Raw genomic sequence first — 12,723 nt, forward strand, 5'->3', positions numbered from 1 at the left:
GACACCCGCCGGACGGCCGCCCAATACTGACGCCATCGACAACCGTCAACCCGGCTGCCCCACCGGGTCGCGGCACGCTGCCTTGCCAAGGAGGAAAGCGCGCACATGAACAAACGCATCGGGCTGATCGCCGGCGCCCTCGCGCTCGCCGCGGGGGTCACGTTCGCCGTCGGGGTGGTCGGGGCCGCCCCGGCCCGGGCCGCCACCTGCAACGGGTACGTCGGGCTCACCTTCGACGACGGCCCGTCCAACGACCACACGCCCGCGATCCTGAACGCCCTGCGCCAGAACGGCCTGCGGGCCACGATGTTCAATGAGGGCCAGTACGCCGCCTCGTACCCGTCCCAGGTCAGCGCCCAGGTCGCCGCGGGCATGTGGGTCGGCAACCACAGCTACACCCACCCGCACCTGATCCAGCAGAGCCAGGCCCAGATCGACTCGGAGATCTCCCGCACCCAGCAGGCGATCGCCAACGCCGGCGGCGGCACGCCCAAGCTGTTCCGGCCGCCGTACGGCGAGACGAACGGCACGCTGCAGGCCGTCGAGCAGAAGTACGGCCTGACCCAGATCATCTGGGACGTCGACTCGCAGGACTGGAACAACGCGAGCGTCGATGCCATCGTCGCCGCGAACGCCCGCCTCACCAACGGCCAGGTCATCCTCATGCACGAGTGGCCGGGCAACACCCTGGCCGCCATCCCGCGCATCGCGCAGGGCCTGGCGAGCCGCAACCTGTGCGCGGGCATGATCTCGCCGCAGACGGGCCGCGCCGTGGCCCCCGACGGCGGTGGCACGCCTCCGGGCGGCGGCGGCACCACGCCTCCTCCAGGTGGTGGCGGCGGCGGTTGTACCGCCACGCTCTCCGCCGGGCAGAAGTGGGGCGACCGGTACAACCTCAACGTCTCGGTCTCCGGCTCCAGCGCGTGGACCGTCACGATGAACGTGCCGAGCCCCGCGAAGATCTCGGCGACGTGGAACGTCAACGCCACCTGGACGAGTTCGCAGGTGATGGTCGGCAAGCCGAACGGCAGCGGCAACAACTTCGGCGTGACCATCATGGCCAACGGCAACTGGAACTGGCCGTCGGTCTCGTGTAGTACCTGACCGGCGGGCTCGCGGTGGCGTGCGATCCCGCGCCACCGCGAGCCCGCAACGGGTTGGTCCGGAAGCGCCCATATCCCTGTAACGGGAGATATTTCAAGTAGCGAAGTAAGCCGAACGGTCGATCGCGCAAGGGTTTGCGGCGGTGCCAGCATTCATGGTGACGGATGTCGGCACGGGGGTTCGCAGACAGGAGCTCACCGTGCTGGTGGATCGCATCGCCGTGCCGTTCGAGGGGCGCGGGGCCGGGGCCGGGCCGCTCGCGTGGGGCCAGCGGCAGGTCTGGGACGCGATGGTCGACATCGGCTCGTCGCTGCCGATGGGTGGCGTCGCCCCGGTCACCGACGGGCGCACGGTCGCCGACTTCGCGGACGAGCTGCGCTTCCACATGAGCCGCTACCCGTCCCTGCGCACGCTGCTGCGATTCGGCGGCGACGGTACCGTCACCCAGGAGATCTTCGCCGCCGGCGAGGCGGTGCTCGAGGTGCACGAGGGCGAGGACCCGGCCGCGACCGCCGAGGCGCTTGCGGCCCGGTGGCGGGAGCGCAAGTTCGGCTACGACTGCGAGTGGCCGCTGCGCATGGGCGTGGTCCGCCACCACGGCGCCGTCACGCACGTGGTCGCGCTCATGTGCCACATCGCCGCGGACCTCGGCGGGGTCGAGGTCATGATGCGCGACCTGGCCGCCGCCGAGCCCGGCCCGCACGCCGCCCCGTCGCCGCTCGAGCTGGCCCGGGCGCAGCGGGAGCCGGCGATGCAGCGGCAGACGGCGGCGGCGATGCGGTACTGGGAGAGCCACCTGCGCCGCGTCCCGCTGAGCCTGCTCGGCGACCCGGTGGACCGCGGCGACCCGACGTTCTGCCGCATCCACTGGCGCTCCCGGGCACTGCACCTGGCCTCGGCGAACCTGTCCGCGCGGCTCGGCGCCGACCCGGCGTGGGTGCTGCTGGCCGCGATCGCGACCGGCCTGGACCGCGCGGTGCCCGGGCGCGGTCCGTTCGTGGCGCTCGGCATCATCGGCAACCGGTTCCGCCCGGCGCTGCGCGAGGTCGTCAGCCCGCTGACCCAGGACGGCCTGTGCGTGCTCGACGTCGCCGGGGTCGCCGCGCCGGAGGCGATCGCGCGGGCGCGCACGGCGTCGATGAGCGCGTCGAAGTACGCCTACTACGACCCGGCCGCCCGCGCCGAGCTCGAGGAGCGGGTCGGGCGCGAGCGCGGCGCCCGGGTCGACCTGCGGGTGCTGTACAACGACCGGCGCACGACCCCGATGGCCGCCCCGGACGGCGCGGACCCGCGGGCGGCCCGGGCCGAGACCAGCAGCCGGGAGGAGCCCGCCGCGTTCCTAGGCCCGAAGCTCATGTTCCACGTCGAGGACGAGCCCGGCGCGGTGAGCCTGGTCATGGAGGTCGACACCCGGTACCTCGCGCTGCCCGACGCCCGCCGCCTGCTCGACGAGGCCGAGCGGTTCGCCGTGGAGGCCTGACCCGCGACCAGTTCCCGGCCCGCCGCGGGTCGGTACACGCATGGGAGTCGACGAGGATTTCACCGCGCGCACCGGCGGCTACCGGGGCGAGCTGCTGGCGCACTGCTACCGGATGCTCGGCTCGGCCGAGGAGGCCGAGGACCTGGTGCAGGAGACGTACCTGCGGGCCTGGCGCGGCTGGGGCGCGTTCCAGGGGCGGGCGGCGGTGCGCACCTGGCTGTACCGGATCGCCACCAACGCGTGCCTGACGGCGCTGCGGCGGCGGGCGCGGCGGCCGTTGCCGTCGGGGCTGGGCGGCCCCGCGGCGGACCCGGCGGCGCCCATGTCGGCCACGGCGGAGGTGCCGTGGCTGCAGCCGTTCCCGGACGCGCTGCTCGCCGCCGCCGACGCCGACCCGGCCGCGGTGGCTCAGGCCCGGGCCGGGGTGCGCCTGGCGCTCGTCGCGGCGCTGCAGCACCTGTCGGCCCGGCAGCGGGCGGTCCTGCTGCTGCGCGACGTGCTGCAACGGCCGGCCGCGGAGGTCGCGGCGCTGCTGGGCACGACGACCACGGCGGTCAACAGCGGGCTGCGACGGGCCCGGGCGCTGCTGGCCGCCTCCCACCCCGTCGCCGACGAGCTGGCCGAGCCGCCCGAGCCGGCGCGGCGGGCGCTGCTGGACCGGTTCGCGGCGGCGATCGAGGCGGCCGACGTGCGGGCGTTCGCGGCGCTGCTGCGCGACGACGTCACGCTGGAGATGCCGCCCTTCGCGGCCTGGTTCGCGGGCCGGGCCGCGGTGGTGCGCTGCGCCGAGCTGCACCTGCTGACCGGGCCGGGCGACCTGCGCCTGGACCCGACGCGGGCGAATGGACGGGAGGGCTTCCTGGTGTACCGCCACAATCGGCCCCATGCCGTGCTCCTGCCGGTCCCGAAGGCCGGCGGGATCGTGGAAATCGTCAGCTTCGTCGGCGATTTCCGGCCGGATCGGTGGTCTGTACCGGCATGGAGTTCAACGACACGACAGTCCTGATCACCGGGGCCGGCCGCGGGATCGGCCGGGCCCTGACCGAGGAGTTCCTGCGCCGGGGCGTGCGGCGGGTGTACGCCGGGATGCGCGCCCCGCTCCCCCACGCCGACCCGCGCGTGGTACCGCTGGCGCTCGACGTCACCGACGAGGAGCAGATCCGGGCCGCCGCGGCGCGCGTCGACGCGCTCGACGTGCTGGTCAACAACGCGGGCGTGTTCGAGCCCGACGACCTGACCGGCCGGGCCGCGCTGGAGCGGCACCTCGCGGTCAACCTGTTCGGGCCGTGGGCGGTGACCGGCGCGTTCGAACCGCACCTGGTCGCGGCCGGCGGCACCGTTGTCACAAACGTTTCGCTGATGGCCCTCGCACCGCTGCCGATCACGCCCGCGTACTCGCTGTCGAAGGCGGCCGCGCTGTCGCTCACCCAGTCGCAGCGGGCGCTGCTGGCCGGCCGCGGCGTGCGGGTGCACGCGGTGCTGACCGGCCCGACCGACACCGACATGACCCGGGACCTGCCGATCCCGAAGGCCACGCCGGAGTCGGTCGCGGCGGCGATCCTCGACGCCGTCGAGCGCGGCGAGGAGGAGATCTTCCCCGACCCGATGTCGCACCGGCTGGAGAGCGGCTGGCGCGACGGGGTCGCCAAGGTGCTGGAGCGGCAGAACACCGCGGCCTGACCCGCCGCTACTCCTCCGGCAGGGCCGCGTCCGTCGTGGCCGTGTGTTTCGGGATGAAGACCGCGAGCAGGGCGGCCAGGACCGCGGCGCCGGCGCAGATGGCGAACAGGGTGCGGTACCCGGCCAGCGACGGCAGGGCGTGCCCGGCCAGGCTGATCGTCTGCGCGGCCAGGATCGCGCCGCCGATCGCGCTGGCCAGGGAGCTGCCGACGCTGCGGAACAGGGCGTTGAGGCCGTTGGCCGCGGCCAGCTCGGCGCGCGGGGCGGCGTGGATGATGAGGCCCGGCATCGCCGCGTAGGCGATGCCGGTGCCCGCCCCGGCGATGGTGGCGCCGAGCACGACCTGCCACAGCGAGTCGACGAGCACGATCCGGGTCGCGAAGCCGGCGGCGATGATGAGCGAGCCGATGATGAGCGCGGTCCGCGGGCGCAGCCGGGCCGAGAACGGCGACAGCAGCAGCATCGCGATGCCGCCCGGCAGCATGCACAGGCCGCCGGCGAGGACGGACTTGCCGAAGCCGTACCCGGTCGCGGCCGGCGCCTGCACGTAGGAGGCGGTGCCGATCAGGGTGGCGAACAGCGCGAACCCGACGCACAGCGAGGCGACGTTGGTCAGCAGCAGCGACGGGCGGGCGGTGGTGCGCACGTCCACGAGGGGCGAGGCGCGGCGCAGCTCGACGGCGACGAACACGACGAGGAGCACGGCGGCGGCCGCGAGCAGCCCGATGGTCCGCGGGCTCGACCAGCCCCACGACGACCCCTGCGCCAGCGGCAGGAGCAGGGCGAGCATGGCCGCGCCGAGCAGGGCGGTGCCGACGAGGTCCATGCGGCCCCGGGCCACCCGGGCCGGTTCGCGCACGAGCAGCAAGATGCCGGGCACGGTGAGGAGGCCGCCGGCGACGCAGACCCAGAACAGCACGTGATAGTCGGCGTACTCGGCGATGAGGCCGGCCAGGGGCAGGCCGAGGGCGCCGCCGACGCCGAGCATGGCGCTGATCAGGGCGATGCCGGCGGGCGCGTGCTCGCGGGGCAGGGTGACGCCGATGAGGCTGATGCTCAGCGGTACCGCCGCGACCGACAGGCCCACGACCGACCGCCCGATGATCATGACGGTGAGGTCGTTCGCGAGGGCGCAGATCAGCGACCCCACGACCAGGGCGGCGAGGGTGACCAGGAGCATCCGGCGGGTGCCGAACAAGTCGCCGAGGCGGCCGAAGGCGGGCACCGCGACCGCGCCGACCAGCAGCGTCGAGGTGAGCAGCCAGGCGACCCCGTCACCGCCGGCCTTGAGGTCGACGGCGAGCTGGGACAGGACGGGGACCAGCAGCGACTGGGTCAGCGACACCATGAGCGCCGCGGTGCCGATGACGAGCACGACGACGAGCTGCCGGCCGGTCCAGGCCCCGCGCACGGATGCGGGTGCGGCCTTGACGGCTGTCTGGGACATGAGCGCGGACTCCAGGTTCGAGGAATGTGGCACAATCTGCCACGAGGCAGAGCCTGCCACGAGACCGCCCGGGTGGACGTACAGTTGAGACCGCCATCACACGGAAGGAGCCGCGCGATCGAGAGCCTCCGCGACCGCAAGCGCGAGCAGAGCCGCACGGCCACCGCCGAGGCGGCGTGGCGGCTGTTCATCGAGCGCGGCTACGACCACGTGACCGTGCAGGACATCTGCGCGGCGGCCGACATCGCGCCGCGCACGTTCCACCGGTACTTCGCGGCCAAGGAGGACGTGGTCGCCGAGCCGGTCCGCCGGATGACCGCCCTGACCCACGAGCGCATCGCCGCCGCCCCGCCCGGCACCGCCGACGCCGAGGTGCTGCGCCTGGCGCTGCTGGCCGTCGGCCGGTTCGTCGTCGAGCACCGCGACCTGCTGCTGGGCCTGCGGACCGTCGCCCTGCAGTCCGCGCACCTGCGCGGCAGCCAGCCCGGCGTGCGTCCCGACGAGGAGGCCCAGCTCGCCGACCGCCTCGCCGAGCGCGGCGGCGCGGTGGACTGGCGCCGCCGGCTGCTCGTCGGGTGCGCGATCGCCGGGTTCCGGGTCTGGTACGACGACTACTTCCGCGGCCGCACGGGCGACCCGCTGGCGCACCTCGACGAAATTCTGTCCGCCGTCCAGGTCACGCCCGGGGCGTGACGCGGCCCGAGGCCGGGTCGTTGAAATCCGTGTCCACGAAGCGCCGCCTGCTCGCCGCCGCCGTGTTCCTGCTCGCCCTCGCCGGGGCCGGGCCCGCGACCGCCGGGCTCGCCCAGCCCGGGTCGTGAGCGAGCGCCCGGTCGCGTGGACGCCATCCGCGCCTCGGCGCTGTTGGTCGCGGCCGAGATCTCCTCGGGACGCAGGTGCACGACCCGGTCTAGCAGCGACTCGCGGATCCGCGCGACGTTCGCCTTCGACGCGGCCTGCCGCCCTCAGCCGCCATCGAGCACCTCGGCCAGGAACGCCTCGAGCGCGCGCCAGCTGCGGCGGTCGGCGACGGCGTGGTGGGCCTCGCCCGGCAGCGTGAAGCCGTGCTCGGCGCCGGCGTAGGTGGTCACCTCCCAGTCGAGGTCCTCGCGGGTGCGCAGCTCGTCCTGGAACTTCGCCACCGCCGCGTCCGGCACGACCTCGTCGGCGCCGCCGGTGAGCACCAGCAGCGCGCCGTCGATCGCGGCGACGTCGGCGGGCTCGTGGGCGATGAGGGCGCCGTGGAACGACACCGTGCCGCGCAGCGGGGCGCCGGTGCGCGCGAACTCCAGCGCGGCCGAGCCGCCGAAGCAGTACCCGATGACGGCGATCCGGGCCGCGTCGACCTCCGGGCGCGCGGCCAGCACGTCGTAGGCGGCCCGGACCCGGGCGCGCAGCAGCGGCAGGTCGCCGTAGTACTTGCGGGCCTCGGCGCTGGAGTCGTCGTCGTTGTCGAAGCGGCGGCCCTGGCCGTAGACGTCGGCGCAGAACGCGAAGTAGCCCAGCCGGGCGAGCATGTGCGCGCGGGCCTTCGGGTACTCCCGCAGGCCGGTCCAGTCGTGCACGACCAGCACCGCCGGCTTCGGCCCGGCCACAGCGGCGTCGTGCACCGAGAAGCCCTCCATGGCCCGGCCGTCGTGCTCGTACGTCACCACCGACTCCTCCGGGCGCGCGCCGGGAGCCGCGACGGTGTCGATGAGCTGCTGCAGTACCGCAGAGAAGTCCGTCATGATCAGAACTCTACGGCCCCGCCTCCTGCGGCGCGCCGGACGCCGCCCAGCCCGACCAGCGGGCCACGTCGATGGCGACCAGGCCGCCACGCAGCGCGAAGTCCGGGTAGCGTTCGCCGAGGCGGTCCACGGCCATCCGGCCCTCCGGCGCGTCCGGGTCCAGGTCGCGGGCGGAGCCGTCGGCCCGCACCCACCACAGCGCCGACCAGTCTTCCTCGTAGTGGTCGGCCAGCACCGCGGCCCGCGGGTTCGCGGCCAGGTTGGCCAGGCGCCGCAGGGCCAGGTGCCGCTTGGGCTTGGCGTCGACGCCGTGGTAGATGGTGTCGGCGTCCACCGCGAACACGATCGGGACCACGTGCGGGCGGCCGTCGGGTGTCGCCGTGGCCAGGTGGGCGACCCGGGCGCCGGCGAACCGGCGGCGCGCCTCGACCGCCGCGAGCCCGGTCACGACGCCTCCCCGGCGAAGACGGCGATCGCGTGCTCCCACTTGTCCAGGGCCCGCTCCACGGTCGAGCGCGGGCCCGACGGGACCCACCGGCTCGCGCGCTGCACGCCGGCCTCGTGCAGGCGCTGCAGTACCGCCGGATCGGCCGGCGCCGAGATCACCTGCACGTCGACGGGGCGCTCGGCCCGCGCACGCAGCTCGCGGATGCGCTCGAAGATGCCCTCCTCGTAGTTGGGGAACCAGGCGTCGCCGAACGCCAGCACCCGGTCGAGCACGCCGGGGCCGTCGCCGCCGACGAGCACCGGCGGATGCGGCCGCTGCACGGGCTTCGGGTATGACCAGATGCGGTCGAAGTTCACGTGCCGGCCGTGGTACGTCGCCTCGTCGTCGCGCCAGATCGCCTGCATCGCCTCGACCCGCTCGCGCAGGACCGCCATCCGCACCCGCGGGTCGGTGCCGTGGTTGCGCATCTCCTCCCGGTTCCACCCGGCGCCGACGCCGAACTCGAACCGGCCGCCGGAGAGCTGGTCGACCGACGCGACCTCCTTCGCGGTGATGATGGGGTCGCGCTCGATGACGAGGCAGATGCCACTGCCGATCCGCAGCCGCCCGGTGGCCGCGGCGGCCGCGGTCAGCGCGACGAAGAGGTCGTAGGTGTGCCAGTACCGCTGCGGCAGTTCCCGCCCGTCCTGGTAGGGCGTCTCCCGGCCGGCCGGGATGTGGGTGTGCTCGGCGAAGAACAGCGCCGAGTGCCCGCGCTCCTCGACCAGCCGGGCGAGCGCGGCGGGGTCCATTGCGTTGTGCGTGGGGAAGTACCCGACTCCGAAGTCCATATCCCATTGCTACAACACCCTGCGCCGGGACCGGATCACCCCTGCCGGAATTACCGTGGGCTGTGGAAGGATTGCGCGCGTGGCAGAGGTCCTCGACCGGCACGAGCGGCGCCGCCGCGCGGAACTCGCGGGGGTGTCGGCCCGGCTGCGCGAGGTCGGCATCGAGCCCGCGTTCGGCCCCCTCACCCCGACCTACGACTTCTACGGCAAGGTGCCCGGCAACCTGACCGGCCTCGTCGTCGGCGAGCCCCACAACACCGGCCGCATGCAGGTCACCGTGGTCGCCGCCCGCCGGATCGTGCCGCCCGGCCAGGGCGGGCTCTCCGCCGACGGGCACGTCTGGACCCGCGACGTCGACATCGAGCACGACCTCGCCGACAGCGACGCCGTCGTGTTCGAGGTGACGCTGCTCGACGGCGTCGCCGGCGTCCCGGGCGAGCCGGCCTCGGTGTGGGCGCCGCGCCAGCTCGTCGTCGACGAGGAGGCGGTCGTCGACGCGGTGCGGCTGTGGCACGGGTACCGCGACATGCTCCGTGCCACCCCGCCGAAGCCCGGCCCGCAGCGCCGCCGGGCCCTGCGCGCACGCACCGCCGCCGCCCGCCGGTCGGCCGCCGCGGCGCCCCAGGTATCCGTCGCGGCCGCCCCGGCCGAGCTGCCCCCGGCGCTCGGGCTGCGCCTCGCCGAGCTCGACCACGCCGCCCTGGCGTTCAACTTCCCGCGGGACCGCACCGGCCGGTACGCCCGCAGCGCCGTCGTCGCCCTCGCCGGCGACGGCACCGTGCTGAGCAAGCGCGGGCCGTGGCTCGCCGTGCGGGCCGACGGCGACACGCTGGTCGTCGGGGTCGAGGGGCTGATCGGCGCGAACCAGGACCACCGCTGGGACCGGCTGCCGTGGCTGTGGAGCGCGGCCCACGCCGAAGCCCCGGCGGCGGTACGGTGGCAGCTTCCCGACGCCGCCGGCGCCCGCCCCGTCGTGAGCCTGCTCGACCGGCACGCCCCCGCCGAGGCGCTGGCGTCGTGCGGGGTCGAGCTGGACGAGGAGCTGAAGGCGCTGCTGGCCGGCTACCCGATCACCTACGGGTTCGCCCGGCACACCGAGACGTGGGTGAAGCGGCTGTACGAGCAGCTGCAGCTGTGCGCGCCGTGGCGGCTCGCGGCCGCGTACGAGGTGCACCAGGACGAGCGGCGGGCCGTGCGGCGCCCGACCGGCGAGCCGATCGCGCTGTTCGGGCTCAAGGGCATGAACCAGCAGTCCAAGCCCATGGTCGGCCTCGACTGCGGCGACGGCGCACCGCGGCTGAGCATGATCTGGACGGCGAGCAACGTGCGCCTGCCGCACGAGCTGTGGCAGTGCCCGGCCGACCTCGAAGCCGAGCTGTATCCCTAGCTCGCTGCGCTCGCGGTGGGGGAGCTGCGCTCCACCCACACCCCCTCAACACCTGCACCAGCGCGCCCGGCGACGAACAGGCGCGACGTCCCGTTCCGTCAAGCCCGCCGCCGACGCCACGCTCGTCCTGAGTGCCGTCCTACGCCGGGCACACCGGCGACGCCCTGAGGCAGGCATCCCCCTCCTGCGGCCGCGGCAGCATCACGCTCACGACGGCGCCGGAGTCCGCGCCCGTGCTGCTCGCCACCGCGATCGTCCCGTCGTGCGCGTCGACGATCGCCCGCACGATGGTCAGGCCCACCCCGGCGCCCTGCGCGGCCAGGTCGTCGCCGGTGGCCGAGCGGTGGAAGCGCCCTGCCAGGCACCGTGCCCGGCCCCTGCGCCGCGTCCCTGTTCACCGCCGCCGACGGGATCGTCTACTACACCGACGCCCGGACAGGCGCGATCGGCCGCATCGGCCCGGCCGCCCCACCCGCGCCGAGCGCCGCGTACGAGGCCGGCGCGGCGGCCCCGAACGCCCCCGCTCGCCGCGGACGTCGCCGCCCAGGCCCCCGCCGCCGACGACGGCCCGGGCACCGCCGCGAGCCGCGAGGCGGCCCCGCTGACGGGGTCGCGCTCCTCGCCGCCCTCAGCGGCACCCTGGCCCACCGCCGCCGGGCCGTGAACGTCTCGTAGCCCTCCGGCGTCGGAGCGGTGCCTCAGCATATTCGTGTTATCCGATGGATGGCCGGGCCATCTACGGGCCGTGGCTACCTTTACATCGTTTCGTCGCCGGGCTCTGCTCTGCGGGGCGGTGCTGGCGACCGTCATCGCCGGCCTCGCCGTGTCCATGCTGCCCGCCCAGGCCGCCGATGCGCCCGCGGCCGGCGGCACCTACACGATCGCGTCCGCCGGGCAGTGCCTGAACGCGTGCACGCAGTGGCGCGTCGAGGGCACCAGGCAGTACTTCATGATCCTGGCGGCCGGGCAGTACCCCAACTACCCGTCCGGCATCGAGGACAACACGCACTTCCAGGCGTACGGCGCGATCGAGGTCGCCCGGCTCGTTGCCACCGCCCTGAACGGCCAGGGCATCCTCGGCGCCGGTTACTGGCAGAAGCTCACGTCCCCGATACCGACCAGCGCCGTCGTCTGGCCGTCCACCGCCCCGTCGTACTGATCGACCACAACACGGCTCCGGCCCGGGCCGGCTGGGTCTGCAGCCGACGGGTTACGGCAGCACCCAGTTCTGGTTGGTCTGGCCGTTGCAGGTCCAGATCTGGATCTGGGTGCTGTCGGCGCCGCTCTGGCCGGTGACGTCGAGGCACCTGCCGGTCTCGGGGTTCACGAGGGTCTGTCCCGCGCGCGTCCACCGCTGGTGGCCGTTGCCGTTGCAGTCCCACAGCTGCACCTTCGTGCCGTCGGCGTTCACGCCCCCGGCCACGTCGAGGCACTTGCCGAGCGCGCGCAGGGTCCCGTCGGAGCCGGCCGTCCAGCTCTGGGCGGCCGAGCCGTTGCAGGTGTACAGCTGGATCTTCGTCCCGTTCGCGGTGCCCGCCGCGGCCACGTCCAGGCACTTGCCGGCCAGGCCCGTGACGGGGCCGCCGGCGGAGGCGGTGCCGAAGTGGATGTCGCCGCGGTGCAGCACCCGCGGGTCGTAGTACGTGCGCTTCACGGCGTCGTTGGTGTTCCACGCCGGGTCGGTGAGCCAGCCGATCCAGACGCTGAAGAACGTCCACCGCGGCTGGGCCGTGATCGTCTCCGGCGTCGGCACCGTGCCCACCTCGGACAGCCCGATCGGCTTGCCCCCGGCGATGCCGAGCATCGCGTTGTACCAGGCCGTCGTCGGCTGCCTGTTCACCCACGCGTCGAGCGTCGCCACGTCCACGTAGGACGCTCCCGGCCAGTAGTCGGCGACGTGGCCCTCGCCGCCGGCGACGTCCTTGAGGTTCCACACCCACACCAGGTTCGACAGGCCCTTCGTGCCGGCCAGGTAGTCGTGGGTGATCTGGTACAGCTTGCGGCTGCCGTTGGCGCCGGGGCGCCCGCCCCACCAGGACCAGCCCTCGTTCATCTCGTGCTGGGGCCGGAACAGCACCGGCACGCCGCTGTTCCTCAGGTCCTGCAGGTACGGCACGGCCTCGTCGAGCCGCCGTTTGAACGCGGTGTTGAGCGCGCTGCCGTCGGTCACGAGCTCGTTCCACTGGGCGTCGGTCAGCTTGCTCTCGATGGCGCCGGTGCCGTAGTCCCAGTGGCAGGACGAGCCGACGGTCGGCGGGCACATGTGCCACACGAGGGCCGGGATGCTGCCGGCCGCCCACACCGACCTGGCCTGCGCGATGACGGTCGGACGGGCGTTGATGTCGGCCTGTTCGAAGGCGAAGTCGCCGGCCCACTCGCCCGGGTACACGCCGGTGATGTCGTGGACCTTCTGCTGCCAGGTGTTCGGGGCGGAGCTGGGGCCGTCCTGCTGGCCCGAGACGATGGCGCGCCCGGTGATGCTCTGCAGGTAGTTCACGACGTCGGCGGCGGTGGCGGTGCCGCTCGGGGTCGGGGCCGCGATGGCGGGCGCGGCGATGCCGGCGAGCGCGGCGAGCATTGCGGCCGTCGCGGCCAGGACTCTACGCACGGGGGCTCC

Annotated in this window: 15 protein-coding genes; 9 read left to right on the top strand and 6 right to left on the bottom strand. The window is 74.3% G+C overall.

All coding sequences use genetic code 11. The features are described from left to right. Positions 1 to 105: 105 nt before the first annotated feature. The 4 genes from AB0B76_RS11020 (at position 106) to AB0B76_RS11035 (ending at position 4,264) form a co-directional block, all read left to right on the top strand. Entirely contained in the window at positions 106 to 1,104 is a 999-nt protein-coding gene (locus AB0B76_RS11020) for a polysaccharide deacetylase family protein (protein WP_360372988.1), read from the top strand. 199 nt (positions 1,105 to 1,303) lie between these two features. Beyond that, entirely contained in the window at positions 1,304 to 2,584 is a 1,281-nt protein-coding gene (locus AB0B76_RS11025) for a hypothetical protein (RefSeq protein WP_360372991.1), read from the top strand. 40 nt (positions 2,585 to 2,624) lie between these two features. Next, positions 2,625 to 3,590, top strand: a complete 966-nt coding sequence (locus tag AB0B76_RS11030; protein WP_360372994.1) for an RNA polymerase subunit sigma-70 — start codon at positions 2,625 to 2,627, stop codon at positions 3,588 to 3,590. Beyond that, positions 3,563 to 4,264: an SDR family NAD(P)-dependent oxidoreductase gene (locus AB0B76_RS11035; RefSeq protein WP_360372997.1), complete on the top strand. Its 702-nt coding sequence runs from the start codon at positions 3,563 to 3,565 to the stop codon at positions 4,262 to 4,264. Before AB0B76_RS11030 ends, AB0B76_RS11035 begins: the two co-directional genes overlap by 28 nt. Before the next feature lie 7 nt (positions 4,265 to 4,271). Here AB0B76_RS11035 and AB0B76_RS11040 read toward each other — a convergent pair whose 3' ends face one another. Further along, positions 4,272 to 5,711, bottom strand: a complete 1,440-nt coding sequence (locus AB0B76_RS11040) for an MFS transporter (RefSeq protein WP_360373000.1) — start codon at positions 5,709 to 5,711, stop codon at positions 4,272 to 4,274. Between the two features lie 84 nt (positions 5,712 to 5,795). Here AB0B76_RS11040 and AB0B76_RS11045 point away from each other — a divergent pair, with 84 nt between their 5' ends. Both AB0B76_RS11045 and AB0B76_RS11050 read left to right on the top strand, forming a co-directional pair. Then, complete coding sequence (locus AB0B76_RS11045; protein WP_360373003.1) at positions 5,796 to 6,404, top strand: TetR family transcriptional regulator; 609 nt, start codon at positions 5,796 to 5,798, stop codon at positions 6,402 to 6,404. Then, entirely contained in the window at positions 6,401 to 6,532 is a 132-nt protein-coding gene (locus tag AB0B76_RS11050) for a hypothetical protein (protein WP_360373006.1), read from the top strand. The genes AB0B76_RS11045 and AB0B76_RS11050 overlap by 4 nt, the downstream gene beginning before the upstream one ends. 144 nt (positions 6,533 to 6,676) lie before the next feature. On the opposite strand, the gene AB0B76_RS11055 is transcribed toward AB0B76_RS11050, so the two are convergent. Genes AB0B76_RS11055 through AB0B76_RS11065 form a run of 3 tightly spaced genes read right to left on the bottom strand, consistent with a single transcriptional unit; the run spans position 6,677 to position 8,719 of the window. Continuing rightward, entirely contained in the window at positions 6,677 to 7,441 is a 765-nt protein-coding gene (locus AB0B76_RS11055) for a dienelactone hydrolase family protein (RefSeq protein WP_360373009.1), read from the bottom strand. Between the two features lie 10 nt (positions 7,442 to 7,451). After that, complete coding sequence (locus AB0B76_RS11060) at positions 7,452 to 7,889, bottom strand: TIGR03668 family PPOX class F420-dependent oxidoreductase (RefSeq protein ID WP_360373012.1); 438 nt, start codon at positions 7,887 to 7,889, stop codon at positions 7,452 to 7,454. Then, positions 7,886 to 8,719 carry an LLM class F420-dependent oxidoreductase gene (locus AB0B76_RS11065; RefSeq protein ID WP_360373015.1) on the bottom strand — a complete coding sequence of 278 codons (834 nt, stop codon included), beginning with the start codon at positions 8,717 to 8,719 and terminating at the stop codon, positions 7,886 to 7,888. Before AB0B76_RS11065 ends, AB0B76_RS11060 begins: the two co-directional genes overlap by 4 nt. Positions 8,720 to 8,798: 79 nt before the next feature. Here AB0B76_RS11065 and AB0B76_RS11070 point away from each other — a divergent pair, with 79 nt between their 5' ends. Next, positions 8,799 to 10,106: a hypothetical protein gene (locus AB0B76_RS11070; protein ID WP_360373018.1), complete on the top strand. Its 1,308-nt coding sequence runs from the start codon at positions 8,799 to 8,801 to the stop codon at positions 10,104 to 10,106. Positions 10,107 to 10,245: 139 nt separating this feature from the next. Here the strand turns inward: AB0B76_RS11070 and AB0B76_RS11075 are convergent, their stop codons facing one another. Beyond that, positions 10,246 to 10,467, bottom strand: coding sequence for an ATP-binding protein (locus tag AB0B76_RS11075; RefSeq protein WP_360373638.1), 222 nt, complete (start codon positions 10,465 to 10,467; stop codon positions 10,246 to 10,248). Positions 10,468 to 10,472: 5 nt separating this feature from the next. On the opposite strand from AB0B76_RS11075, the gene AB0B76_RS11080 reads away from it, so the two are divergent. Next, positions 10,473 to 10,781, top strand: a complete 309-nt coding sequence (locus tag AB0B76_RS11080) for a hypothetical protein (protein ID WP_360373021.1) — start codon at positions 10,473 to 10,475, stop codon at positions 10,779 to 10,781. Positions 10,782 to 10,899: 118 nt separating this feature from the next. Further along, positions 10,900 to 11,265, top strand: coding sequence for a hypothetical protein (locus AB0B76_RS11085; RefSeq protein ID WP_360373024.1), 366 nt, complete (start codon positions 10,900 to 10,902; stop codon positions 11,263 to 11,265). A gap of 51 nt (positions 11,266 to 11,316) precedes the next feature. Here AB0B76_RS11085 and AB0B76_RS11090 read toward each other — a convergent pair whose 3' ends face one another. Further along, entirely contained in the window at positions 11,317 to 12,714 is a 1,398-nt protein-coding gene (locus tag AB0B76_RS11090) for a glycosyl hydrolase (RefSeq protein ID WP_360373027.1), read from the bottom strand. Between the last annotated feature and the right edge of the window lie 9 nt (positions 12,715 to 12,723).

It is taken from the genome of Dactylosporangium sp. NPDC049140, from assembly GCF_040648435.1.